24 protein-coding genes and 1 tRNA gene are annotated in these 25,250 nt (G+C 65.3%); 10 read left to right on the top strand and 15 right to left on the bottom strand.

Annotated elements, in window-relative coordinates; all coding sequences use genetic code 11:
- The first annotated feature begins 60 nt into the window (after window positions 1–60).
- The 7 genes from K4G67_RS09565 to rplT all read left to right on the top strand — a co-directional run bounded on the left by K4G67_RS09565 (window position 61) and on the right by rplT (window position 5,395).
- Window positions 61–1,377, top strand: coding sequence for a homoserine dehydrogenase (locus tag K4G67_RS09565; RefSeq protein ID WP_239806158.1), 1,317 nt, complete (start codon window positions 61–63; stop codon window positions 1,375–1,377).
- A gap of 109 nt (window positions 1,378–1,486) precedes the next feature.
- The gene (gene glpX / locus K4G67_RS09570; RefSeq protein ID WP_338026418.1) at window positions 1,487–2,464 is read left to right on the top strand and encodes a class II fructose-bisphosphatase; all 978 of its coding nucleotides are present in this window, start codon (window positions 1,487–1,489) and stop codon (window positions 2,462–2,464) included.
- Window positions 2,465–2,677: 213 nt separating this feature from the next.
- Window positions 2,678–3,613: a ribose-phosphate pyrophosphokinase gene (locus K4G67_RS09575; protein ID WP_239806159.1), complete on the top strand. Its 936-nt coding sequence runs from the start codon at window positions 2,678–2,680 to the stop codon at window positions 3,611–3,613.
- Window positions 3,613–4,395, top strand: coding sequence for an inositol monophosphatase family protein (locus K4G67_RS09580; RefSeq protein ID WP_239806160.1), 783 nt, complete (start codon window positions 3,613–3,615; stop codon window positions 4,393–4,395). Before K4G67_RS09575 ends, K4G67_RS09580 begins: the two co-directional genes overlap by 1 nt.
- A gap of 79 nt (window positions 4,396–4,474) precedes the next feature.
- Window positions 4,475–4,684: a hypothetical protein gene (locus K4G67_RS09585; protein WP_239806161.1), complete on the top strand. Its 210-nt coding sequence runs from the start codon at window positions 4,475–4,477 to the stop codon at window positions 4,682–4,684.
- A gap of 134 nt (window positions 4,685–4,818) precedes the next feature.
- Window positions 4,819–5,022: a 50S ribosomal protein L35 gene (rpmI, locus tag K4G67_RS09590; protein WP_239806162.1), complete on the top strand. Its 204-nt coding sequence runs from the start codon at window positions 4,819–4,821 to the stop codon at window positions 5,020–5,022.
- A 13-nt stretch (window positions 5,023–5,035) separates the two neighbouring features.
- Entirely contained in the window at window positions 5,036–5,395 is a 360-nt protein-coding gene (gene rplT / locus K4G67_RS09595; protein WP_239806163.1) for a 50S ribosomal protein L20, read from the top strand.
- A 101-nt stretch (window positions 5,396–5,496) separates the two neighbouring features.
- On the opposite strand, the gene K4G67_RS09600 is transcribed toward rplT, so the two are convergent.
- The 3 genes from K4G67_RS09600 to radC all read right to left on the bottom strand — a co-directional run bounded on the left by K4G67_RS09600 (window position 5,497) and on the right by radC (window position 11,573).
- Entirely contained in the window at window positions 5,497–8,835 is a 3,339-nt protein-coding gene (locus K4G67_RS09600) for an amidohydrolase family protein (RefSeq protein WP_239806164.1), read from the bottom strand.
- 134 nt (window positions 8,836–8,969) lie between these two features.
- Complete coding sequence (locus K4G67_RS09605; protein WP_239806165.1) at window positions 8,970–10,430, bottom strand: methyl-accepting chemotaxis protein; 1,461 nt, start codon at window positions 10,428–10,430, stop codon at window positions 8,970–8,972.
- Between the two features lie 363 nt (window positions 10,431–10,793).
- Complete coding sequence (gene radC, locus K4G67_RS09610; protein ID WP_239806166.1) at window positions 10,794–11,573, bottom strand: RadC family protein; 780 nt, start codon at window positions 11,571–11,573, stop codon at window positions 10,794–10,796.
- A gap of 386 nt (window positions 11,574–11,959) precedes the next feature.
- Between radC and K4G67_RS09615 the strand changes: the two genes are divergently transcribed.
- Window positions 11,960–12,262, top strand: a complete 303-nt coding sequence (locus K4G67_RS09615) for an alkylphosphonate utilization protein (RefSeq protein WP_239806167.1) — start codon at window positions 11,960–11,962, stop codon at window positions 12,260–12,262.
- Window positions 12,263–12,417: 155 nt separating this feature from the next.
- Here the strand turns inward: K4G67_RS09615 and K4G67_RS09620 are convergent.
- The 6 genes from K4G67_RS09620 to K4G67_RS09645 form a co-directional block, all read right to left on the bottom strand.
- Window positions 12,418–12,493 (bottom strand) — tRNA-Thr (locus tag K4G67_RS09620).
- A gap of 231 nt (window positions 12,494–12,724) precedes the next feature.
- Window positions 12,725–12,901, bottom strand: a complete 177-nt coding sequence (locus K4G67_RS09625) for a hypothetical protein (RefSeq protein WP_239806168.1) — start codon at window positions 12,899–12,901, stop codon at window positions 12,725–12,727.
- Window positions 12,898–13,776, bottom strand: coding sequence for a hypothetical protein (locus tag K4G67_RS09630; protein ID WP_239806169.1), 879 nt, complete (start codon window positions 13,774–13,776; stop codon window positions 12,898–12,900). The genes K4G67_RS09625 and K4G67_RS09630 overlap by 4 nt, the downstream gene beginning before the upstream one ends.
- Window positions 13,773–15,110, bottom strand: a complete 1,338-nt coding sequence (locus K4G67_RS09635; RefSeq protein ID WP_239806170.1) for a replication-associated recombination protein A — start codon at window positions 15,108–15,110, stop codon at window positions 13,773–13,775. The genes K4G67_RS09630 and K4G67_RS09635 overlap by 4 nt, the downstream gene beginning before the upstream one ends.
- Before the next feature lie 259 nt (window positions 15,111–15,369).
- Window positions 15,370–16,524, bottom strand: a complete 1,155-nt coding sequence (locus K4G67_RS09640; RefSeq protein ID WP_239806288.1) for a glycosyltransferase family 4 protein — start codon at window positions 16,522–16,524, stop codon at window positions 15,370–15,372.
- Between the two features lie 59 nt (window positions 16,525–16,583).
- Window positions 16,584–17,258, bottom strand: coding sequence for a queuosine precursor transporter (locus K4G67_RS09645; RefSeq protein ID WP_239806171.1), 675 nt, complete (start codon window positions 17,256–17,258; stop codon window positions 16,584–16,586).
- Between the two features lie 162 nt (window positions 17,259–17,420).
- On the opposite strand from K4G67_RS09645, the gene K4G67_RS09650 reads away from it, so the two are divergent.
- Together K4G67_RS09650 and K4G67_RS09655 are read left to right on the top strand one after the other, a co-directional pair.
- Entirely contained in the window at window positions 17,421–18,407 is a 987-nt protein-coding gene (locus K4G67_RS09650; protein WP_239806172.1) for an adenosine kinase, read from the top strand.
- Between the two features lie 8 nt (window positions 18,408–18,415).
- A complete protein-coding gene (locus tag K4G67_RS09655; RefSeq protein ID WP_239806289.1) occupies window positions 18,416–18,985 on the top strand; it encodes an LOG family protein in 570 nt (189 codons plus the stop codon).
- Window positions 18,986–18,988: 3 nt separating this feature from the next.
- Here the strand turns inward: K4G67_RS09655 and K4G67_RS09660 are convergent, their stop codons facing one another.
- From K4G67_RS09660 to K4G67_RS09690, 6 genes are all read right to left on the bottom strand, one after another.
- Window positions 18,989–19,429 (bottom strand): cytidine deaminase, encoded by a 441-nt coding sequence (locus K4G67_RS09660; protein WP_239806173.1) that lies wholly within the window; start codon window positions 19,427–19,429, stop codon window positions 18,989–18,991.
- A 49-nt stretch (window positions 19,430–19,478) separates the two neighbouring features.
- Window positions 19,479–20,285 carry an energy transducer TonB gene (locus tag K4G67_RS17555; RefSeq protein WP_338026419.1) on the bottom strand — a complete coding sequence of 269 codons (807 nt, stop codon included), beginning with the start codon at window positions 20,283–20,285 and terminating at the stop codon, window positions 19,479–19,481.
- Window positions 20,286–20,341: 56 nt separating this feature from the next.
- Window positions 20,342–22,582, bottom strand: coding sequence for a TonB-dependent receptor (locus tag K4G67_RS09675; protein WP_239806174.1), 2,241 nt, complete (start codon window positions 22,580–22,582; stop codon window positions 20,342–20,344).
- A 117-nt stretch (window positions 22,583–22,699) separates the two neighbouring features.
- Window positions 22,700–23,383 carry a Fe2+-dependent dioxygenase gene (locus K4G67_RS09680; RefSeq protein WP_239806175.1) on the bottom strand — a complete coding sequence of 228 codons (684 nt, stop codon included), beginning with the start codon at window positions 23,381–23,383 and terminating at the stop codon, window positions 22,700–22,702.
- A 10-nt stretch (window positions 23,384–23,393) separates the two neighbouring features.
- A complete protein-coding gene (locus K4G67_RS09685) occupies window positions 23,394–24,392 on the bottom strand; it encodes an FAD:protein FMN transferase (protein ID WP_239806176.1) in 999 nt (332 codons plus the stop codon).
- Entirely contained in the window at window positions 24,389–25,219 is an 831-nt protein-coding gene (locus K4G67_RS09690; protein WP_239806177.1) for a DUF4198 domain-containing protein, read from the bottom strand. Before K4G67_RS09690 ends, K4G67_RS09685 begins: the two co-directional genes overlap by 4 nt.
- Between the last annotated feature and the right edge of the window lie 31 nt (window positions 25,220–25,250).

Here is a 25,250-nt window from a genome sequence, read left to right on the forward strand (position 1 = left end):
CTCTGGCCAACGGGCGTTTGCTCGCCTAACCCGCTCCGGCCAAAAGGAGGACACTATTCAATGACCGAGCCGCTGCGCATCGCCCTTGCCGGCCTTGGCACCGTGGGTGCCGGGGTCATTCGCCTGATCGAGACCAATGCCGATCTGCTGACCCGCCGGGCCGGACGCGAAATTTGCATTACCGCCGTGAGTGCGCGCGATCGCGGCAAGGATCGCGGCGTGGACTTGTCGCCCTATGCATGGGAGGACGACATGACCGCGATGGCCGCGCGCGACGATGTCGATGTGGTGGTCGAACTGGTCGGCGGATCCGACGGGCCGGCGCTGACGCTGGCGCGGCGGGCGGTGGCGCAGGGCAAGAGCTTCGTCACCGCGAACAAGGCGATGGTCGCGCATCATGGCCTCGCGCTTGCCCGCGAGGCCGAGGCCGCGGGCGTCGCCATGAAGTTCGAGGCCGCGGTCGCCGGCGGCATTCCGGTGATCAAGGGTCTGCGCGAGGGGGCCGCCGCCAACGCGATCGAGCGGGTTTACGGCATTCTCAACGGGACGTGCAATTACATCCTTTCGACGATGGAGGATACCGGCGCCGATTTCGCCGACGTCCTCGCCGAGGCGCAGGCCATGGGCTATGCCGAGGCGGACCCCAGCTTCGACATCGACGGGATCGATGCGGGGCACAAGTTGTCGATCATGGCCAGCATCGCCTTTGGAACCGAGCTCGACTTCGCGAATGTCGGGGCCGACGGCATCCGCCGCATCCTGTCTGCCGACATCGCGCAGGCCGATGCCCTGGGCTACGTGATTCGGCTTCTGGGTATGGCGAATGTCGAACCGGCCACCGATGCGGCGGACGGCGACACGGTCCGCCTGTTCCAGCGTGTCCACCCTTTTCTCGTGCCCAAGGACCACCCGCTCGCCCATGTCGACGGCGCGACCAATGCCGTCGTCGCGGAGGGCAATTTTTCGGGTCGCCTGCTGTTTCAGGGGGCGGGCGCCGGCGACGGGCCGACGGCGAGCGCGGTCGTCGCCGACATCATCGACATTGCGCGCGGCGAAATCGGCGCGCCGTTCTCCATCCCCGTGTCCGAGCTTAACCCCACTGCGCCTGCACAGACCGGCCACCGCACCGGCAAGGCCTATCTGCGCTTTCAGGTGGTCGACAAGCCCGGCGTGCTGGCCGAGCTGGCGGCGGCGATGCGCGATGCGGGCGTCTCGATCGAGAGCCTCATTCAGAAGGGCGCGGGCGACGGACCCGTGCTCGTCGCGATGGTCACGCACGAGGGCGAGGAAGCCTGCGTCGACAAGGCGGTCGAACTGCTTTCCGGCTCGCCCAGCCTGGTCGAGGCGCCGCTCGTCATGCATATTCTCAAGCAATAGGGTCGGGCGGGCTTTATCCCTGTTTGCATTCGTATAATAAAGCGCGGGTCGGCGCCTGTTTTCATGCGCCGCACGCCCGCATTCCGCCAACAGCGACAGGAACACCGACGTGACCAAGCCCGTGCCCAGCAATGCTCTCGACCGTGTGCTCGTTCTCGAAATGGTCCGTGTCACGGAGGCGGCGGCGATGGCGGCCTCCCGTCTGGTCGGGCGCGGCGATGAGAAGGCCGCCGACGCCGCCGCCGTCGAAGCCATGCGCAAGGCGTTCGACGAGCTTTACATGGATGGCACCGTCGTCATCGGCGAGGGCGAGCGGGACGAGGCGCCCATGCTCTATATCGGGGAGAAGGTCGGCGGCGCGCCGGGGACCGGGCCCAAGATCGACATCGCGCTCGACCCGCTCGAAGGAACGACGATCACCGCGAAGGCGGGGCCCAATTCGCTCGCCGTGCTGGCCGCGGCGGAGGAAGGGTGCCTGCTCAATGCGCCCGACGTATATATGGACAAGATCGCAGTCGGCCCCGGCTATCCCCCCGATGTAATCGACCTCGACAAGAGCCCGACCGAAAACGTGAAGGCGGTCGCCAAGGCGAAGGGCGTGGAGCCGCACGAGATCATCGCCTGCGTGCTCGACCGTCCGCGCCATGAAAAGATCATTGCCGAATTGCGTGCGCTGGGCTGCGGCATCGTGATGATCCCCGATGGCGACGTTGCCGGCGTAATCGCGACGACCGATCCCGACACCACCATCGACATCTACATGGGGTCGGGCGGCGCACCCGAAGGGGTGCTGGCCTGCGCTGCGCTGCGCTGCGTCGGGGGGCAGTTCAAGGGGCGGCTTCTGTTCCGCAATGACGATGAACGGGCGCGCGCGGCCAAATGGGGAATCGACGATCTCGACCGGATCTACGATCTCACCGATCTGGCACGCGGTGACTGCATCTTTGCTGCGACCGGGGTGACCGACGGTTCGCTGCTCGAAGGGGTGAAGCGGCGCAAGGGCGGGCTCGTCACCACCGAGAGCGTCGTCATGCGCGCCTCGTCCGGCACGGTGCGCTGGGTCCGGGGCGAACATCACAACGGGTGAGCGGTGGAGCAGCGGGGCGCGATAGGCCGCGCGTCTTTAATCCGGACTGGACAAAGGTGCCGCGCGGCATGACCGTTGCGGCCCCTTTATCGTGTGCAGAGGCGCGCCCAATGTTGCAATTGTGCGACCGTGCGCTAGGGACGCAAGCCATTGAGGGATCACCAACGGACGGCCCGGACCGGTGCCGCTTTCGACCAATAGCGGGAACGCGCAATGAAGATCATGTCGGGCAATGCCAACCTGCCGCTGGCGCGGGCCATCGCGGGCTATCTCGAAACGCCGATGACCGATGTCAGCGTGCGGCGTTTCGCGGACGAGGAAATCTTCGTCGAAATTCACGAGAACGTTCGCGGCGAGGATGTGTTCGTCGTGCAGTCGACCAGCTTTCCCGCCAATGACAATCTCATGGAACTGCTGATCTGCATCGATGCGCTCAAACGCGCGTCGGCGCGGCGGATCACGGCGGTCGTCCCCTATTTCGGCTATGCAAGGCAGGACCGCAAGCCCGGCCCGCGCACGCCGATCTCGGCCAAGCTGGTTGCCGATCTCATCACCCGCGCCGGGGCCGACCGGGTATTGTCGGTCGATCTGCACGCCGGACAGATTCAGGGCTTCTTCGACATTCCGACCGACAATCTTTACGCCGCGCCCGCGATGGCCGCGGATATTCAGGCGCGCTACGGCGATCAGGATCTGATGGTCGTATCGCCCGACGTGGGCGGCGTGGTGCGCGCGCGCGCCCTTGCGAAGCGGCTCGAGAATGCGCCGCTCGCCATCGTGGACAAGCGGCGCGACCGTCCCGGCGAATCGGAGGTGATGAACATCATCGGCGAGGTCGAGGGGCGGCATTGCATCCTCATCGACGATATCATCGATTCGGGCGGCACGCTGTGCAACGCGGCGCAGGCGTTGCTCGACCAGGGGGCGAAATCGGTCGCGGCCTATATCACCCATGGCGTGCTTTCGGGCGGCGCGGTGGCGAAGGTTTCGGGCAGCGCGCTGACCGAGCTTGTCATTACCGACACGATTCGCGCAACCGACGCCGCGCGCGACAGCGACAAGATCCGCATCCTGTCCATCGCCACGCTCATCGGCGAGGCGATCCGCCGCATCGCCGATGAAAGCAGCGTGTCGAGCCTGTTCGACTGATGCGGATCGCGGACGATATCGCGCTGGCGCAGCGTCTGGCCGATGCGGCGGGCGCGGCGATTCGCCCGCATTTCCGCACCGCCCTGGATACAGAGCGCAAGGGCGATGCCAGCCCGGTCACCGTCGCCGACCGGGAGGCGGAGGCCGCAATGCGCGAAATTCTCACCGCCGAGCGGCTCGATGACGGCATCATTGGCGAGGAATACGGTGTCGATCGCCCCGGGGCGAAACGCCAATGGGTGCTTGACCCCATTGACGGCACGGCGGGTTTCCTCGCCGGAAGGGCAATGTTCGGCACGCTGATCGCGCTGATGGTGGATGGCTGGCCGGTGCTTGGCGTGCTGGATCAACCGATCGCGCGCGAACGCTGGATCGGGGCGGCGGGGCTGCCGACGACGCTGAACGGGGCCGAGGTGCGCACGCGCCGCTGCCGCGAGCTTGGCGAGGCGACGCTGGCCACCACCGGGCCGCATTATTTCGACGATCACGACGGCGAACATTTCATGGCGCTTGCGGCAAAGACCGATCACAGGCGCATGGTGATGGGCGGCGATTGCTACAATTATGCCATGCTGGCGACAGGGCAGCTCGACATCGTGGCCGAGGCCGGGCTGAAGCTTTACGACTGGGCCGCGCTGGTCCCCATCGTCGAGGGCGCGGGCGGGACCATGGCCGACTGGAATGGCGATCCGCTCCACGCGGACAGCGACGGGCACGTCATCGCGCTGGGCGAACCGGCGCGGCTCGAAGAGGTGGTTGAGGCGCTTGCCTGTCACCATTAGGATGGCTCTCATGCGTTGTTAAGCATTTCCATGCGAACCATCGCGTTCGCATGGGCCGGGGACGACGGACGAACGAATCGTGATATCTTTGTTCAAGGCGATTTTTCCGGCGGCCCTCCTGACCTGGATCGTGGCGGAGGTCGCGGCGGTGCAGGGGACGCGCGCCGGCGTGCTCAACGTGCACTGGGTCATCATCGGCGACTGGAGCACGTACTGGTCGTGGCCGATGATGGGCATCGCGCTCGGGCTGTGCTGGTCGATCACCTTCATGCTCGATTCCCTGCGATAGGGTGCGCGAAGGCTTGCAATGTTCGGTGCGCCCGGTTATGCGCGCGGCTTCCATCGACACGTGATTTCCAAAGCCGGCCTGGCGACAAGGGCTGCCAGGGCTGGTCGGACGTGTTTCTATTCAAGGAGACGAAAATGCCCAAGCTCAAGACGAAGAGCGGCGTGAAGAAGCGCTTCAAGCTCACCGCGACCGGCAAGGTCAAGCATGGCGTGGCCGGCAAGCGCCACCGTTTGATGAGCCATAACGCCAAGTATATCCGCCAGCAGCGCGGCACGAAGGTGTTGTCCGATGCGGACACCGCGACCATCAAGAAATGGGCGCCCTACGGGCTGAACTGAGGAGGGATAGACAATGGCACGCATCAAACGTGGTACGACCACGCGTCAGAAGCACAAAAGGCTTCTCGAACAGGCCAAGGGTTACCGGGGCCGCCGCAAGAACACGATTCGCGTCGCACGTCAGGCCGTCGAAAAGGCCGGGCAATACGCCTATCGCGATCGCAAGGTTAAGAAGCGCAATTTCCGCGCCCTGTGGATTCAGCGTATCAATGCCGCGGTCCGCGCCGAAGGCCTGACCTATTCGCAGTTCATGCACGGCACGAAGCTCGCCGGTATCGAGCTTGACCGCAAGGTGATGGCCGATCTCGCCATGAATGAAAGCGCGGCCTTCACCGCGATCATCGCGCAGGCAAAAAAGGCACTGCCCGCGTAAGACCACGCCGGCAACCGAATGCGAAAAAGGCGCGGGTGGCAAATTGCCTCCCGCGCCTTTTTTTCATGGACGCCGCCCCGGCAAAGGGGCGGCGTCGGCGATCACTCCCACCAATAAGGCGCCCGGACCCTTTCGCCGGTCACGATCTCGTTCATGGTTGCCGCGTCATAGGCACGCCCGCCCAGAACGACCGTGTTCACGCGCTCCGTATTGCGGATATTGGCGAGCGGATCGCCGTCGAGAATGACGAGATCGGCAAGCTTTCCCGGTTCGAGCGAGCCAATTTCCCGGTCCATCCCCAACGAACGCGCGGGCACGATCGTCGCGGCCTGTAGCGCCTCCAGCTCGGTCATGCCGCCGCGCACGAAGGACCAGATTTCCCAATGCGTGCCGATCCCTGCCTGCTGCCCATGGGCGCCGATGGAGACGAGCACGCCGGTATCCGCGATCTTCTTCGCCTCGCGCGCGACATCGTCATCGATGAAATCGCCCTCCGGTGCGGTGGTGCGCCGGGCATTGTCCGCGCGCAGGATCGCGGGCGGGGTATGCGCCTGCAACAAGGGCTGCGCGAACACGTCGGTCGCTTGGCGCCAATAGGGATCGCCAGCCAGCCCGCCATAACCCACCACCAGCGTCGGCGTATAATTGGTGTTCGACTGGCCAAAGAATTGCAGCACGTCGGCGTAGATCGTGCCCACCGGGATATTGTGCTCAAGCGTGGAATTACCATCGGCGACAAGGTTCATGTCCATGCCGTAGAGCGAGCCGCCCTCCGCCACGACGAGCATGTTCTCCTGCCGCGCGGCCTCCACCACCATCTGCCGCTGGTCACGGCGGGGTTGATTGTAGTTCTTCACGCTCGGTGCGCCTTCGGCCTTCAACCGGCGCACATGGTCGAGCGCGTCGTCCAGCGTGTCGATCTGCGCATAGGCACCCGGCGCCCGCGCGCCATAGATGATGCGGCCGGTCGAAAACATGCGCGGGCCGAGCAGGCGACCGGTGCGTTGCATGTCCTCCGCCACGAAGAAGCTCGTCCCGCTCGACGGATCGTGGATCGTCGTGGTGCCGAGCGCGAGGTTCTGAATGAGGCTCCAGTTCTGCTGCGGGACAAGCTCTCCATCGGCATAGGCGCCGTGGGCATGCGCATCGACGAAGCCGGGGACGATGGTCTTGCCCACGGCCTCGATGGTCGGCGTGCCTGCAGGAATGGTCGTCGTTGCCGCCGGCCCGACCGAAACGATGCGCCCGTCACGGATCAGCACGACCGCATTGTCGACGATGCCGCCATCTTCTCCCGCCATGGTGACGACCTTCGCCGCGGTGATCGCCAGCATGCCCGACGCGATCGCCGCCGGTTCGGTGCGGAGCATCGACACGCCGGTCTGCGGCGGCGTAAAGGCCGCGCGATCCTGTCCCTCCGCCGGCGGTGCGGCGGGAAAGACCTCTGCCAATGCGGCGGTGTAGAGCGTCGGGCCGAGCGACCAGTGAACGCGCTCCCCATCATTGGACCAATGGACGTAATCCGCCGCCGTGTCGGACAATTCGACCACGGGCAGATCCTTGGCCGTGGCCGAAATCGTCACCGCCTGCCCGCCCGGCATCAGCGGCATCGCATAGGCATCGAAGTTTTCGGTGAACGCGAAATACCGCCCGGATGGCGATACGCTGTATCCGGTGACGAGTTCGCCCTTCGCATGAACACGCTGCGCTTCGCCGTTGCGGTCGGTCGATACCAAGGTCTGCGCGCCATCGGCGGAGCCCGTCATGAAGATACGGTCGTTCGATGCCGCGAAATGGGGCGCCGCCATCCCCCGCGCGATCAGCGTCTGCGCGCCGCCTGTCGCCGCGATGCGATAGACGCCGGGATCGTCGCTATATTCCGGGGCGGTCAGATAGCCGCCTTCGCCGCGTTCGAAAACGATGGTGCGACCGTCCGGGGAAAAGGCAGGCCGTGCATAATGGCCGGGCCGGTCGGTGACGGTGCGCCCCCCGCGCCCGTTCGCGCCGATGGTGCGGATCTCGCCCAACCCCTCGTCGGTCCAGCGGATATAGACGATGCGCGATCCGTCCCGTGACCAGCTGGGGTAGAGTTCCAGTGCATCGTCGTCCGTCATACGCCGCATCGCGCCGCCGCCCGCGGGCATGGTGTACAGGCGGCCCAGACTTTCGAAGACGACGGTGCGCCCATCGGGCGATACCGCGGCGAAACGCGGCATCGTCACCGCGACCTCGGCCTGCTCGACCGGGATGACGGGATGCGGCGCGCTGGCGATGGCGCGCGTGTCGTCGATGGCAAAGGGGATGGTGCGGGCGTTCGATCCGTCTGCGTCCACCCGCCGGATCTTGCCACCGGCCCAGAACACGATCGACCGGCTGTCGGGCATCCAGTCCATGTTGGGATAGACACCCGTGACCGCCCAGGTTTCCTGCACGTCCTGATCGAGATCGTCGTAGATCTTGCGCGTCGCGCCGGTATCGAGATCCTTCACATAGAGTTTGGAGCGCGTATTTTCGCGCCGGACAAAGGCGATCTTCGACCCGTCGGGGGAGGGGGTGGGCCGCACCGCGCCGCCAAGCCCGGCGACCGCCGTGGTCACCTCGTCATGGACAAGGTCGTACCGTTCGATGTCGAACAGATCGGTGTTCGAATCCTGCGCATATTCGAAGATCGGGCCCGGCGTGACATTGCGCGTGTAGTAGATAGCATTGCCATTGGGGGCGTAGATCGGCTCGCCCAGTTCCTTCTGATGCTGCTCGTTCGGGCGTTCCACCAATGCGACGCCGCTTCCGCCGGACACGTGATAGAGCCATACCTCACCGGTGCCGAGCGAGCGGCCGGTGGTGAAATGCTTCTTCGCAGCGATGAATTGCCCGTCAGGCGACCATGTCGGTTGATTGAGAAGGCGGAAATCCTCCTTCGTGAGCTGCCGTTTGTCCGACCCGTCCACATTCATCAGCCAGATATTATCGCCGCCGCCCCGGTCGGAGGTGAAGGCAATGCGCCGACCATCGGGGGAAAAGCGCGGCTGCACCTCCCATGCCAGCCCCTCGGCGATGCGGGTCGGCGTGCCGCCCGCGATCCCCATGGTGTAGATATCGCCGAGCAGGGAGAAGGCGAGGGTCTGTCCATCGGGCGATACGTCGACGTCGATCCACGTGCCTTCGTCGGTGCGGATCGGCACCTGTTTGAGCGCGACGCCCGGTGGGGCGTTCACGTCCCAAGCCGCAGGCTCGGCATCCGCCGCGATCGCGGCACCGGTCGGGCCGTCCTCGGGCGTTTGCCGGGGCAGCGGATCGGGAGCGGTGACGGGGCGCCGGTTCTGATCCTCCGTCGTTTCGGTCTGTTCGACAGGGTTCGCCCGCTCCTGCGGCGCGGCGCTCTGCGCCAGGGCCGTGGTGGAAAGGAGCGTGGACGTAAGGAGACAGATTGCGAGTTTCATGAACGATCCCGAAGCATCAAAAGGATCGCCACCCTAGACCGGAACGAACCGACTGCAAGGATGCGATACAAAAGGGGCGCGGCGGTCCCGACCCGCCGCGCCCCTCATGCTCCTGTCGTGTCGTTCGCCCCCGCTTACCCGTGCGTCCCTGTCCGATTGTTGCGGCTATTGTCATTGGCGAGGGAGGGGCGCGTCGCCGTTCCGCTCTCGCTCGTGCGGAAGGTGGAGACCAGTTCGGTCAGTTCCTGCGACTCATTGGCGAGGCTGCGGGCCGCTGCGGTCGATTCCTCGACCATGGCGGCGTTCTGCTGCGTCATGGTGTCCATCCGGCCAACGGCGAGGTTCACCTGCATGAGATTGGCGGATTGCGTTTCCGCCGACACCGCGATCTCGTCGACAGAGCCGCTGACTTCGCCCACGCGTCCGACGATCTTGGTCAAAAGCTCGCCGGTTTCCCCGACCAGCTTCACGCCATTGGTGACCTGCTTGGAGCTGTTTGTGATGAGGTCCTTGATGTCCTTGGCCGCGTCCGCCGACCGCTGCGCCAATGCGCGAACCTCGTTCGCGACGACGGCAAAGCCCTTGCCCGCGTCGCCGGCCCGTGCCGCCTCGACCCCGGCGTTGAGCGCGAGGAGATTGGTCTGAAACGCGATGCCGTCGATGACGCTGATGATCTGGGAGATTTCCTGCGACGATGTTTCGATCTCGCCCATGGCGGCGGTCGCTTTTTCCACGACCTTGCCGCCGTCGGTCGCCTCTTCATGCGCGGCGCTGATGGAGCGCTGCACCTCGACGACGCGGCCGGCGGTTTCCTTCACGATGCCGGTGACCTGGTTCATGGCCGCGGCCGTTTCCTCGAGGCTGGCGGCCTGTTGTTCGTTGCGATTGGCGAGGTCGTCCGATGCGGCGCGGATCTCGGCCGAGGCGGTCGACATCGACTGCACCCCGGAAATCACCGCAAGCATGGTCTCCTGCAGCGATTCCATCGCCATGTTGAAATCCTTTTCCGCCTGCGCGAATTCGCTGGGAAGTTCGGACATGCGGGTGGTGAGGTCGCCTTCGGCCAGCCGGGAAAGCGACTTGCTCATCGATTCGATGACGAGATGAATGTTCCGCTCGTTCTGGTCGAAATAGGCCGAAAGTGCGATATCCATGTCGAGCAACGATGCGCGAACCAGGAGCGAGACTTCCTCCGCCAGCTTTTTGCGACCGGGCAGGAAACGCTGTACCCCCGGCGCGATGAGTGCGTGGATCGTTTCATCGAGGATGAGCGAGTAGCCACCGATATACCATTTCGGCTTCAGGTCGATGCGGGCGTGAACCTCGCCAATGACTTTCGACCGTTCGAGATAGGCATCGTTCAGCCCTTGCGAAAACAGCTTTTGCCAGTGGGCTTTCTGCGCCGACTTGGCACGCGAGATCTGCTGACCGCCGGAAAACATCGCGGCGAGATGGGGCGTGCCCTGAATCTTGGCGTAGAATCGCGAAATCGCGCTATCGAGAAACTTGTCGAGCTTGCGTCCCAGCTTCTGCAAGCGGCCGTCGGCATTGTCCAACTCGTAAAAACCGACGCGCTCGTGAATGGAATTTTTCATCTTCTGCCCCCCGGGACCATCGAGAAACGCGGGGCGAACGAGCGATCCCGCTCATTCCGGCTGACTCCATGATGTCGGACAGAGCCGGTCCGCCGAATATGGCGCCGGGATGCGTCCTTGCGTGTCACCCTGATACCCCGCGCGGATCGGATCCGCCCGCTTGTACCCGAAGAACGTGGAATACGTTTCTCCGGAAAGATCAAAACAAGTCCGATACGCCAAATTGTCGCGGCGCATCTGACGTCTTGATAACTATGCCCAATATTAAAAGTCGGCCTTGCGGAGCGGATAGGGGCAATCGCGTAATCCGGGGGTCGGTTCCGCACTATCGGGTCCATTTGCGGACCATTGCTCGCCGCTGCTTCAGATATGGCCCCTTTCCTTCATGGAGACGTGGCCGCTGCTGCTCATGATGATGTGATCGACGACGGTGACGTCCATCAAGCGCCCCGCCTCCGCGATGCGGTTGGTCAGCTTGATATCGGCCTGGCTCGGCTCGGGATCGCCGCTGGGGTGGTTGTGCACGAGGATGAGCGCGGTCGCTCCCAGATTACAGGCCCGGTGAATGACCTCGCGCGGGTGCATCGCGGATTCGCTGATGGATCCGTCGCTCAGATGTTCGTCCTTGATCAGTTCCAGCTTGCCATTGAGATAGAGCACGCGCGCCCGCTCACGCTTCAGATGGTTGAGATCGGTGGCAAGATAGTTGAGCAGCGTTTTCCAGTTGTTGAGCACCGGCGCCTGCCGAAGCTCGGTCGCGGCGAGGTGTTTGGACGCGACAAGCGCGATCTTGAGCGCGCCGATCACCATGTCCCCGACCCCGTAGATTCGCCGCAATTCGTTCGGATCGGCGTTGAGCAAGGCCGAAATCGACCCGAAATGTTCGAGCAGCCTTTTGGCCAGCGGCTTTGTATCGCGCCGTTCGATCGCGGCGAACAGGAGGAATTCGACGACCTCGTAATCCGCCAGCGAATCGTGATCCCCCTCGATCAGCCGCTTGCGCAATCGGGCGCGGTGCCCCCATCCGGCATGCGTTTTTCGACCTGCGTCGGCGGGGCGCGTGTGCCGTTGCTCGTTGAGCGAGGTCGGCATCCTGCTGCGCCAGGCATCGGGGTCCTCGAAAGGCTGGTCGTTGTCCTGCATAGATTTGATCCGCTGCGATTCGGAAAAATTCGTGCCGCTTACGATAACCGGCACAGGCTGCTTGGCCACCTTCGATTTGTTCCGCGTCGATCGGGCGAAGCGCGGGATCGCGTACCGCAACGGTTCGCGCATGTGCGGTGCAGGACAAACCGGTAACGCATGAGGGGGCGGTTCGCCCACGATACGAAGACGACCCTCGGCAACAGGCAGGCGCGATGCGCGGTGAACGGGGCCGCAACGATGACCGATCCCGATGGACGACATGCGCGTGATGCGCGTATCGGGGGCGACAAGCCACGCCCGCCGCCGGAAGGCTCGTCGAACGCGCGACCGGCATGGCGGCATCGGGCCGAATGATGACCCATTCTATCGAACGGAATTTTTGCATGAGCGACGAAGACTATGTTTACGATGATGAGACCGGCGAATGGATGCCTGCCTCGCAGCTGGCAGACCGCACGGCGGCGCGCACGACGGTCGAGGTTCGCGATGCGGTCGGCAATGTCCTGTCCGATGGCGACCAGGTCACGTTGATCAAGGATCTGACCGTGAAAGGGGCGGGGCAGACCTTGAAACGCGGCACCGTGATCAAGTCAATCCGGCTGACCGGCGACGAACAGGAAATCGATTGCCGGTACGAAGGCATAAAGGGGCTGGTGCTTCGCGCCGAGTTCGTCCGCAAGCGATGAGATATCGGGGGGGCGCGAACCGGCCGGCGTCCTCCCAACGACAATGGTAAAGATGGGAAGACAGCCGTTCGGGACTGGCTACGCCCGGCTTGGCCCGGCGGGATTGCGGCGCATGTCGTCGATATTTTCCGACTGATCGGCGCGGGGAAGGGGGCTGGTGCCGGCTACAGGATTCGAACCCGTGGCCCCCTGATTACAAATCAGGTGCTCTACCAACTGAGCTAAGCCGGCACACCGCACAACTCTGCGGCTCTTGAACTTTCAGGCGCGGATCGGAAGGCCCGGGTGGATCCTTCGGTTGCGCCTGGTTCCATCGGTATCGCGCCCAAGGCCCGACGCTCCGACGAGCAGAACACGCCGCTGATGATCTGCTTCGGTTGATGAGTCAACGTCAGAAAACGCAGGATCATCAGCCGATGCTCCGTCTTTCTTGCCGACACCAACAGGCTCGGCACCCGTTTTTCAAAACAGCATGGAATCACCGGACGCTTCTGCATCGAAACTGTCGTCGATGGCCGGGCTGGCGGGAAGCCCGTGTGGTACGAACGGTGCGCTCACTTTGCCCGCATGCTGCGACACGGTATCGTTCATCGTCTCGGCGCGCGCCATCGTTCGGGCGCCAGCGGCGTCCTGCGTCAAGCTACGCCGAAGGTCCAGCCTTCGGTCGCGGCAATGTCCGCACTCATGGCTCGTGGTTGCCATAATTCCCGGCGGTGGGCGGCGGTGCGCAGCCATGCTGCGGTGAGGAGCGCGTCGGCGCTGTGGTCGTCGATCGGGCCGCGGCGCGCGACAGGAGCGCTCCCCAGGTCGTCCAGCGCCGCGTTCAGCGATGCGCAATCGGTCATCTTGCTGCGCCCGGCGGTGCGCCCGGCGGCGATGGCGGCGATGGCGGTATAGATTTCAACAATCACCGAACCGCCTTCGACCACGGGATCGATCGGCCAGACCGGAACCGCCCCGGCAAGCTGCGCCAGAACGCGCATCCCCGTCAGACTGGATTTGCCGACCTGTGCCGCGCCGACGAGGTTGAAGTTGGAGTAGGGTTTGCATCCCTGCCGTTCCTGCGCGCGTTCGGTCACCCGGAACCGGCCCCGGCGATGGGTGGCATCGGGGTGGTGGAACGCCGCGCCCTCACGCCCGCCGTGTCGCCGGAAATAGGCACTCAGCCTTGGATGATCGACGACGCTGCCGACCTCCAGATTGGGGTCATCGGCGCAGATCGCATCGACCATATGCCACAGCGCGCGGGCATTGGCGGGGCTGTCCGGCCACCCCGGAAAATACGCCCCGCAATCGGCGAAGGGCAGCGCAATGCCAAGATCCATGCCGACCAGCGTTCCGGGCGCAAGGTCGTGGCGCAACCATTCCAGAACCTCGCCGCGCGACCACGGCCTGTCTCTTTGGATGAGCGTCGGCGGACCATCGCCGGTGCATTGCGCGACGGCGATACCGCGTTGGCGTTCCCCCTTCGCACCGGACCAGTCGATCGCCGCGAAATGGCGAAACCCGCTCACCCGCCGTCCGACGACCCGCGCATGTCGCGGCGGCGCGCGTCCCACCATTCCATGCGTTCGGCGATGCGCTTTTCAAAACCGCGCGGGACGGGGCGGTAATATTCCTGCGCCGTCATGTCCCCGGGCCAGTAATCCGCGCCCGAAAACCCGTCATCGGCATCATGGTCATAGGCGTAATCCTTGCCGTAGCCTATGTCCTTCATCAGCTTTGTCGGTGCGTTCAATATGTTTTGCGGCGGCATCAGGCTGCCGGTTTCCTTCGCGCTTTTCCACGCGGCTTTCATGGCCTTGTATGCCGCGTTCGATTTGGGAGCGGTCGCGCAATACAGGCACGCCTGCACGATGGCGAGCTCACCCTCCGGCGAGCCGAGGAATTCGTAGGAATCCTTCGCGGCGAGACATTGCACGAGCGCGTTGGGATCGGCGAGACCGATATCCTCCGACGCGAACCGGACCAGCCGGCGCAGCACGTAGAGCGGTTCCTCCCCCGCGGTGAGCATCCGGGCGAGATAGTAAAGCGCGGCCTGCGCATCCGACCCGCGCAGCGATTTGTGAAGCGCCGAAATCAGGTTGTAATGCCCATCGCGATCCTTGTCATAGACCGCGACCCGCCGTTGCAGGAACCGGCCGAGCGCCGCGGGATCAAGCGGCGCGTCGATCCCCGCGGCATAGAGCGTTTCGGCCTGGTTGAGCAGGAACCGCCCGTCCCCGTCCGCCGACGCGACAAGCGCGGCACGTGCATCGAGATCGAGCGGGAGCGGACGCTCCATCAAATTCTCCGCCTTCGACAGAAGCGCGCAGAGCGCGTCCGACCCCAACCGTTCGAGGATCAGCACCTGCGCCCGCGACAGCAGCGCGGCATTGAGCGCGAAGCTCGGATTTTCGGTCGTCGCGCCGACCAGCGTGACCGTGCCGCGTTCGACAAAGGGCAGGAAGCCATCCTGTTGCGCGCGGTTGAACCGGTGGATTTCGTCCACGAAGAGCAGGGTGCGCTGCCCCGCCTCGCGCGCGCGTTCGGCCTCCGCGAACGCTTTCTTGAGGTCGGCCACGCCGGAGAAGACCGCGCTGACCGAGATGAACCGCATGCCCACCGCATCGGCGAGCAGGCGCGCGATGCTGGTCTTGCCCGTGCCCGGCGGCCCCCACAGGATCATCGAGGTCAGCCGCCCCGCCGCCACCATCCGCCCGATCGCGCCGTCCGCGCCGGTCAGATGATCTTGGCCCACCACATCGGCCAGGGTGGCGGGACGCAACCGGTCGGCGAGCGGGGCATCGGCTGATGCGGGCGAAGGGGGCGGCGCCGGGGGCGGGTCGGATTGGAAAAGATCGGCCATCGGGCACAATCTAGGATGCGGTGCGCCGAATGCCAGACGCGGGTCTTCCGGAACGCAATACGCCCAGGTCTCAGTTCAGACAGGATGCGCCGGGGATCCGGTGCAGGCGCGCCATCCGGGCATTCCGGGCGAATGACGGCTGCGGCGGATAAGGCGCGCGGCGGGCGCCGCACGACCGGCTCTTGCCGGAACGCGCATCGCGGTTTCGTTCGTGCGCCGATTATGGGCCGCATCACGCAGGGCACGAGCCCGGCGTTGCCTATTCCGGCGTGCGTTCGCGGCGAAGCAGGCGGACATAGGTGTCTGCGACCGCGCTATTGATCGTGTCCCAGGCATAATCGGCGGCCCGTGCCTCACCCGCCGCACCATGCCGCCGGGCCAGCGTTTCGTCCGTGACATAGGCGGTGAGCGCCTCTGCAAAGGCATCGACATTGCCCGGCGCGACCAGCATGCCCGATTCGCCATCGGCGACGAGGCTGCTGCTCCCCGTGGCGGCGGCGGCGACCACCGGCACGGCGCAGGCCATTGCCTCCAGCGTGACATTGCCGAATGTCTCGGTCACCGACGGATTGAAGAAAACATCCATCGACGCGACCGCGCGACCCAGATTTTCGCCTGTCTGATGGCCGATAAACACGCCATGGGGCAGATTATCCTCGAACCATGCGCGGGCGGGCCCTTCGCCGATGACGAGCACGCGATGCGCAACGCCGGCCTCGCGCAATTGGCGGACGGCGGCGGTGAACACGTCCAGCCCCTTTTCCATGACCAGCCGGCCAAGGAAGCCCACGACCTTTTCATCGTCCCCGATGCCGAGCGACCGGCGCCAGCCCATGTCGCGGCGCGCAGGGTTGAAGATGTCGCGATCGACCCCCCGCGTCCATAGCGACACGTCGTCGTTCATGCCCTGCGCCTTCAACAGTTCCACCATCGAGGGCGAGGGCGCGACCAGCGCGTCGCAGCGGTTGTAGAACCGGCGCAATCCCTTCACCATCAACGGTTCGAGAAACGCCGCATTGTAGTAGCGCGGATAGGTTTCGAACCGCGTATGCACCGAGGCCAGCACCGGGATACCCCGCGCCCGCGCCCAGGTGACGGCGCGGTGGCCGAGGATGTCGGGGCTCGCCACATGCACCACATGGGGCGCGAGCCGGGCAAGGTCGCGGCGCGCCGTCGCCGACAGCGCGATGGGAAGGCGATATTCGCTGCGCCCCGGTATCGGCACGGCCGGCACGCCGATCAGCGGGCCCGTGGCGGGAAAGGCGGGTTCGTCCACCACCGGCGAATAGGTGCGCACCTCGACCCCCTGCCGCAACAGATATTCGACCAGGCGGTTGAGCGCCTGGTTCGCGCCATCGCGCACGTAATTGTAATTGCCGCTGAAGAGCGCGACACGCAGACGATCGGGTGACATGTCGCCGCCCATACCCCCCGCCGAACGCTTTGGCGAGGGGGCTGCGTCGTCGTCGCCGCTCATGCCGGGGTCTGGCGGGGTCCCGGCCGATCCAGCCGTGTCCCGATCGCAACCGACGCCGACACCAGCCACGGCACGACAAGAAGCGAAAGCGTGACCTTTGCCAGCAATTGCCCGACGAGCAGCGGCAAAATCGGGAACACGCCCAAAAACGCGACCGTGATGAAAATGACCGTATCGACCGCCTGTGAAATGGCACCGGCGATACCGGCGCGCACCCACACCGGCCCACCCATGCGTTCGCGCACGAAGGAGATGATCGTCACGTTGAGCAATTGGGACACGCCATAGGCGATCGGCCCGGCGAGCCAGATCCGGAACGTCCCCGACAGGACGGTCTGTATCGCGGTGAGCCGTTCGGGTTCCATGTCCGGGGAAGGAGGGAGTGCCGACACGAAGATCGACAGCAGGATTGCGGCCACCAGCGGCACGAAACCCCACAGCACCAGCCGGTTCGCCACCCGCCGTCCGTAAAGCTCCGTCACCGCGCCGCCCAGAATGACGAGAATGAGAAACGCGAACATGCCCGATTCCACCGCGAACGGGCCGAGCGCGACCTGCTTGTTCCCCAGCACGCCCGCAATGCATGTCATCCCGCCATAAAGCAGGGCGAACACGAAAAGGGCAGGGGCGATGACCGGGCGACCGGCAAGAGATGCGGAATGTTCGTTCATCCCTGCAGGCGATAGCCGGTTTGGCCCATACCGCAAGAGCATACCGCAAGAGCATACCGCAGGCCCATCCGCCATCGGGGCGATTGACCGGCGGCCTGTCGCTGGCTAGTTGCGCGGGTTTCCTGCCCCTTCTTGAAAAGCGCGTTTTGCCCGGAGAGCCGATTGTCCGCCGAACCTTATGACATTGTCGCGCTGGGCGATGCCATCGTCGATGTGCTGGCCCGCCGGGACGATGCGTTTCTGGGTGCGTGCGGGGTGGAGAAGGGGACGATGCGCCTTCTTGGCGATGCGGATGCCGCGGCATTGGCCCGCGCGATGCACGACAGCGGCACGGTGGACGAAATTCCGGGCGGAAGCGCGGCGAACACGCTCGCCGGGGTCGCGGCGCAGGGGGCACGGGCACGCTTCATCGGGCAGACGGGCGCCGACCGGCTGGGCACCTTGTTCGCGCAGCATATGGACGCGCTGCGCGTCGATTTCGACACGCCGCCCATTGCCGATGCGCCGACGGGCCGCTGCTTCATCCTCATCAGCCCGGATGCGCAACGCACGATGCAGACAGCGCCGGGGGCAAGCCATCTGCTGACCCGCGATGCGCTGGACGAGGATGCGATCCGTTCGGCGCGCATCCTGTTCCTCGAAGGGTATCTGTGGGGGCCGGAGACGCCACGCGGCGCCATGGTCCGCGCGATCGAAATCGCAAGGCGGGAGCAGCGCAAGGTCGCCTTTACCCTGTCCGATTCCATCGTCATTCCGGGGCGCCGCGACAGCCTCGCGCGGCTGGTGGCGGACGGGGGCGTCGATATATTGTTCGCGAACGAATACGAGGCGTGCCTGATGGCTGGCGTGCCCGATGCCGAAATGGCGATCGCCGCGCTTGCGCAGCAGGTGCCCACGCTGGTCGTGACGAAGGGGGCGGAGGGCGCGCTGGCCATGGCGGGCGGGGAGCGGGTGGAGATTGCCGCCGCGCCTGTCGAAACGGTGATCGACACGACCGGCGCGGGCGATCAGTTCGCAGCCGGCTTTCTCGCCACCCACGCGCGGGGCGGGGACATCGCCCAATGCCTCCATGGCGGAGCGGCGGCGGCGGCGGCGGTCATCGCCCATGTCGGCGCCCGCCCATTGATGAACCCGAAAGGAACCCGATGATGCCCGCGATACGCGCGCTCGCAGTCTATTGCGGATCGGCACAAGGCCGCGACCCCGAACATATGGACACCGCCCGCCGGCTGGGCCGCGCGATGGCGGAGGAAGGGATCGATCTCGTCTATGGCGGGGGCAGGCTCGGCCTGATGGGCGCGGTGGCCGATGCGGTGCTGGACGCTGGCGGTAAGGTCTTCGGCGTGATCCCCGATGCACTCGTCCGGCACGAGGTCGCGCACACGGGCCTCACCGAGTTGCACACGGTCGCCGACATGCATCAGCGCAAGGCGAAGATGACGCAGCTTGCCGATGGTTTCCTGTGCCTGCCGGGCGGGATCGGCACGATGGACGAATTGTTCGAGGCGTGGACCTGGAATGCGCTCGGCTATCACGCAAAGCCGTTCTGCCTCCTCAACAGCAGCGGATATTGGGACCGGTTCACTGCCTTTTGCGACCATATGCGCAACGAAGGCTTCATGAGCGAGCAGCGCCGAAGCCAGCTTTTGTGCGCCGAAACGATCGGCGATGCGCTTACCGTGCTGGAAGCGGCGGCGAGTGCGAAACCGGGCGGGCCGGTCTGGTAGGTATCAACGCGGCGTAAGCGCGTCCGGCCCGAAACCGTGCGGCAACAGGGCGCGGATCGTCGTGTCGAGACGGGCATCGCCCTGCGCCGCGACGCAGGTGACCGCGATGTCCCGGCCCGAAAGGCACGCCGCCTCGTAAATCGCCTGTCGGCAACCGCCGCATGGCGTCACCACGTCGGTGCCCGCGATACCCTCGCCCGATGCCGCGCCGCCCGCGATCACCACATGGGTGATCTGCGCGAGGCCAAAACGATGCTGCGCCGCGCTCAATGCCGATTGCTCCGCACACAGGCCGAGCCGGTAGCATGCGTTTTCCATGTTCGCGCCGGTCGCGATCGTGCCATCGGTGGCCAGCACCGCGCACCCGACGCGAAAGTTGGAGTAGGGCGCGTGTGCACGGGCGGCGGCGGCGCGGGCCGCGGCGATAAGATCCTCGATGGTCATGCCCGCTTTCATATCGGCGCGACGACCGGGCGCAAGGGTGCAGCGCGCCCTATCGGTTCAGAGAGAAGGTGATCGGCACCATGACCCATGCCGCCACGGCGCGCCCCGCCTGCATCGCCGGTTTGAACCGCCATTTGCGCACGGCGCGCAAGGCCGCCTCGTCGAGCCGGGAGGAGCGGCTTCCCTCTGCAACATTCAGCGTATCGACCCGGCCCGACGGATCGACCAGCACGCGCAGCAGCACCGTGCCTTCCTCGCGTGCGCGCCGCGCGATGAACGGATATTCGGGGGCGGGATTGTCGCGCTGCGCCGCGGCGACGTCGGGCGGGGTGATCGGTGCGGGCGCAGGAGCAGGCGCTGCGGGCGCGGATGCCGCCACGGGCATGGGCGGCAGGGCAATGGGCGCAAGCGGCACGTTTGCCACCGGCGCGGCCGTGCGGGCGAGCGCGATGCTTGGCACGGGCGCGACCGTTTCGCGCATCGGGGCAGAGGGTGCCTGTGGCTGAGGCTGCGTATCCGGTTCGGGGTTGGCGACAGGTTCGGCCGGTTCGGGCACATTGGCGGCGAGCGGGATGTCGAAGCTCTGCACGACCGGGGCCGGGTCCGCGTGGTTCGCCGCCACGCCAAGGGTCAGCAGCCCCGCGAACGCGATGGCGTGAATGGACGCGACCACCGCAACGCTGCGCCAGTCGAACGTGGCGGCGCGATAGCCGGACGGCACAAAGGCCGCCGCGGAACCGGCATCGTCATACAGGGGTGCCGGGGCCGCCCGTGCCGACCGGGCGGGGCGGTCCTCCGGCTCCATCGCTATGTCCGATTGATCGAAAAGGCTCGAATTGCCGGAGTGCAGATACACGCGATTCCCCTTAATCAGCGATATTGCGAATGATTTGCACCCCGGCGATCCGAAAATCAATAGCGGACGCTGAGTGTGGCGAGCGCCTGGCGCCCCGCGGCCGGCACCGCGAAATGCGGATTACGCAGCTTTGCCACATAGCGTTCGTCGGTCAGGTTCTGCACGTTGAGACGCAGGCCGAGATTGTCCGTAAACAGGAATTCGGCATTCGCGTCGAACCGGATATAGCCGTCCGCGCTAATCAGATTGCCGCCATCGGCGTAACGCTTCGACGCGCCATATGCACCGCCGCCTACCGCAAAGCGCGGCGTCACCTGATAATTGGCGGTGACGGCATAGTTATGCTTCGGCGTGTTGGGCAGGGCATTGCCAAAATCCGGATTGGGGACGATCTCGCCTTCGCGGTTGATCATCTCCCTGTCCCGCAGCTCGCTGTCAACATAGGTGTAGCCGGCTAGAAGCGTAAGCCCGCCGACCGTGCCCGATGCGCTGATCTCGGCGCCCTGCAGACGTCCCGAACCGAACACATTGGTCAATTCGCCATTCGCGTCTGCTTCGAGGATGTTGTTGCGGTTCACCCGGTAAAGGGCGCCCGACACCAACATGTTGCCGCCGAACAACTCGGCCTTGGCACCGACCTCCCAGTTTTCGAAGCTTTGCGGTTCGCGCGTTTGATTGTTGCTCCCAAGATTATCCGACCCTTCGCCCACCGTGGTGCCCGGGGGCGTCTTGGAGTCGGCGTAGGATGCGTAAATGCTGGTATTTGTGGTCGGCTTGAAGATGACGCCCGCCTGATAGGTGAAGAAATCGCCGCTGTTGGACGCATCATAACAACCGCCGCGACCGCAACCCGATGCCGACGCGGAAAAGTCGGTCCACCGTATCCCCGCATTCACCAAAAGCGAAGGTGCAAGCGTGATCGTGTCGAACATGTAGAGGCTGTAATCTTCGGCATGGGCGAAGCTCGGGCTGTCGCTGACCGTGATGGAACCGTTCCACGGATCGGACGGATTGGGATTGTCGAGGCTGGTGCAATTGAAATTGCCAAATGCTTCTTCGGGGCAATTGCGGTCGCCGGTATCCACGCTGTAGCCTCGGTTCGTGCTGTCCGAGGCGGTAAATTCGAACCCGGTCGACAGGCTGTGGCCGATGCCGCCGGTATCGAAAACAGCCGCGATATTGGTGTTGCTGCCCATGCTTTCATTCAACGAATTGCGGCTCTTGGTGGCGCGCCAAACATTGCCGTCGGCCACGTTGCCCGCGCTGTCGTCGGGGTTGGTCACAATGTAATTGTTGCGCGACCGGCTGATCCGCGTGCCGTGCGACAAGGTGACGCCGCCGCCCAGATAGCCTTCGAACTGAAAATTGCCCGAATCGACGCTGGTGTCCTGAAAATCGCGGGACAGCAGGCCGTAGAAATTGTCGAAATCCGTGTCGGCGGGCCGACGCACCCCGCCATCGAGCTGATCGCGCGAGGTCAGCGGGATACCATAATCGGGAATGCCATCCGATTCATAATGGTAATAGGCAAGGCTGGCCGTGATCGGCGTGCCCACGCCCCAGGTGATCGAGGGCGATACGCCCCACCGATCGCTGAATACGGCGTCGCGGCCCGCAACCTCGGAATCCTGATACATGCCGACGACCCGCACGGCGAGCTTATCCGCGATCTGGGTATTGACGTCCGCCGTCGCGCGATAAAAATCGCTTGTTCCGATCGTGCCTTGCGCGCTGAACGCGGTGCCTTCACGCGCGACCTTGGACACAAGGTTGATGGCGCCCGCCGCGGTCCCGCGCCCGCCGAAGGTTGAGCTTGGCCCCTTTGCCACCTCGATCGCTTCGAGCGCGAAGGTTTCGCGCGTCTGCGAACCGATGTCGCGCAGGCCATCGACGAACACATCGCCCGTCGCATCGACCCCGCGAATGAGCGGAATGTCCGCCGCCGCCGTACCGCCTTCGCCCGCGCCCAGCGTGATGCCAGGCACCGTGCGTAGCGCATCCTCAAGCGTGAAGGACGCGGTGTGTTCGATCACGTCCTCTGTCACGACATTGACGATGCGCGGCGTATCGATGAGCGGGGCGGTAGCCTTGGGCGAACGCTGCGCCTCTGCGCGATAGCCGTCGCTGACCGCATCGTCGGTGATGGTCATCCCCTCCAGCCGGGTTTCGGCCTGTTCGACGGTGCCGGTCGCCGTGGTTCCCTGCGCCAGCGCGGGCGAGGCGAAGGCGGCGGCGGTGCCGATGCAGCCAAGGACGAGCGAACGGTTGCGAAATGCGGTTGAGCGGTCGGTGTTCATGAGTTCCCCTTCATGGTGAGCCCGATCGGTCGGGCGTCGTGATGGGGGCGCTATTGCGAACCATTTTCACTACGTCAAGCTTATTGCAAAAGATTCGTAATAGCATTTCGTGTCGCGTCAGCTATCCGCCCAGCGACGTAGCAGGTTGTGATACAAAGCGGTAAGCGCGATCACCGTCGCATCCTCGCCGCCGTGGCGGGCGGTGAGGTCCTGTACCGCGCGGTCGAGCCGGAACAGCTCCTCGCGTTCCGCATCGCTGCGCACCATGCTCTGTAACCAGAAGAACGAGGCGGTACGGGCGCCACGGGTCACCGGCTCGACCCGGTGCACGCTCGACGCGGGGTAAAGCACGGCGTGACCCGCCGGCAGCTTCACCCGGTGCTCGCCGAACAGATCCTCGACCACGAGCGCGCCGCCGTCATAATCCTCCGGCTCCTCCAGAAACACGGTGCAGGAAAGGTCGCTGCGGATGACGAAGTCGGTTCCGCGCAAGCGGCGGATCGCATTGTCCACATGCGCGCCGAACGTCTCGCCGCCCTCATACCGGTTGAACAGCGGGGGAAAGACCTTGAGCGGGAGCGCGGCGGAAATGAACAGCGGCGACCGGTTGAGCGCCGCTGCAACAAAGGCGCTTGCCTTGTTCGCCGTGTCGGATCCTTCCTGCAATTGCCGGTTCTTCTTGGCGAGGCGAGATTGATGGCCCGACGTCTCGTTCCCGTCGACCCACGGGCCGGCATCGATCACCGCGCGCAACTCGTGCACCTGTTCGCGCGACAGGAGTTCGGGAATGGAAAGCATCATGATCGCGGTCTCACAGCATGGCGCGCCAGGCGGCGCTGTATCGGATGGTTCCGCCAGCATCGGTCACGCGGGCGGGCAGGTGGCGGGCGTCGGCGAATGACATCGCGTCACCGGGCGGCATCGCCATCAACGCGGTGGCAAGCGCGTCGGCCTGCATGCAATCGCGGTGGAGGACCGAGACGGCGCGCGATCCGCCGCGCATCGGCGCCCCGGTCGTGGGTGCGATGGTGTGCGACCAGTCCTGCCCGCCGGCGGAGCGCCGCCGATGCCAGTCGCCGGAGGTGGCAAGCGCCCAGTTGCTTAACGCGACGCGGGCCGGCGGGGCGTCGATGCCGGGCGCATTTTCAAGCCCGACCCACCACGGCTGCCCGTCGCGGCGGACCCCGCATCCCCGCAATTCCCCGCCGATCTCGACGAGGTGATGCCCAATTCCCGCACGCGATAGCAGGATGGACGCGAGATCGACGGCATATCCCTTGGCAATGGCACTGAAATCGAGCGTCACTCCGCCGGGCTGTATGATGGTGTCGCTCTCCGCATCGAACATGATGGCGCGCCAGGCGGATGTATCGCCTGCGGGTGCGGGCATGGTCGCGGGCGGCGGTGCGGCGCCGAAACCCCACGCCTCGCTGACCCGGCCCAGCGCGGGGTCGAACGCCCCGCCGGTGGCCCGTGCGATATTGAGCGCGCAGTCCAGCACCAGCGCGAATTGCGGCGGCATCGCGAAACGCGTGCCCGGACCGGCGCGGTTGAAGCGGCTGAGCAGCGAATCGGGGTTCCACTGGCTCATCTGCGCGGTGACGAGCGCGATCGCGACCGCCATGCAGCGCCGCGCGCAGTCCGCGCCATCGCCATCGCCATCGCCCACACCGACGATACGCCAGGATGTTCCGATCGCCGCGCCATCGACGGTGAAATCCACGCCGTCCGCAAGGGGCAGGAACGACTGCGGCCGCCCCGCCATGGGCGGGACGGCCACGTCGATGGCGGCTTCGGCCAGCGCCGTCACGCCGGATTGAATTCCAGCACGGCGGAGTAGCTCGCACGGCGTCCACCGTCCGCTTTGGCGGATGTCTCGATGAAATACATGCCGGGCACCTCGGCGGTGAGCGTGACCAGCCCGTCCGCGTCGGTGGACATCGTCTCGATCCCCGCCTCGTCGCGATAGCGCGTGTCGCCCTTCACGAATTCGATCTCCATCTCGGCGGGCTTTCCGTCGAGGAGGAAGCGGAACTGTGCCGGTTCGCCCGCGATCAGATCGTTGGGATGGGTGACGGGCACCATCTCGATGCCCTTGCCGGTGGGCTGCAACGCCGTTTCATTCGGCGCGCCAAGCGTCACGAAGGTTTCGACCCGGCTCGATACCGCGGTGAGCTGCACCTCCGTGGCGCCTGCGGGAATGGCGGTGTCCGCCTCCGCCGCGGTGCCGCGCCACCGTTTCGCCTCGCCATTCAGCATGTAGCGTCCGAACATTCCCTCGCTCGCCAGCGCGATGCGATAGGTGCCTTCGGTTTCGAGCGGCACGTCGAACACGCTGCGATATTTGCCGGTGCCGATGATGGCGGGCGCAACCGCATTACCGTCGGGACCGGTCACGACCAGATCGTCCAGTCCCGCGGCATGATGGTCGAAATTGAACAGGGCGTTGGAAATGGCGGCATCGACCGTCACTGTCTCGCTCTGCCCCGAAAGGACGGTGGCGGACGGCAGCAACCAGCGGCGATGCGCCTGCGCCGGGGTGGCGAGCGTCATGCCGACGACGCCGGCGAGAGCGAGGGCGGTCAGTGTCCGGCGCAGGCGCCGTCCGGGTTTCGTGCCCTGCGATGTCATGGTCATGCTGCGGCTCCTTGTGTGGGTCGTGTGGTGT

The organism is Croceicoccus hydrothermalis, assembly GCF_022378335.1.
GTDB lineage: Bacteria > Pseudomonadota > Alphaproteobacteria > Sphingomonadales > Sphingomonadaceae > Croceicoccus > Croceicoccus hydrothermalis.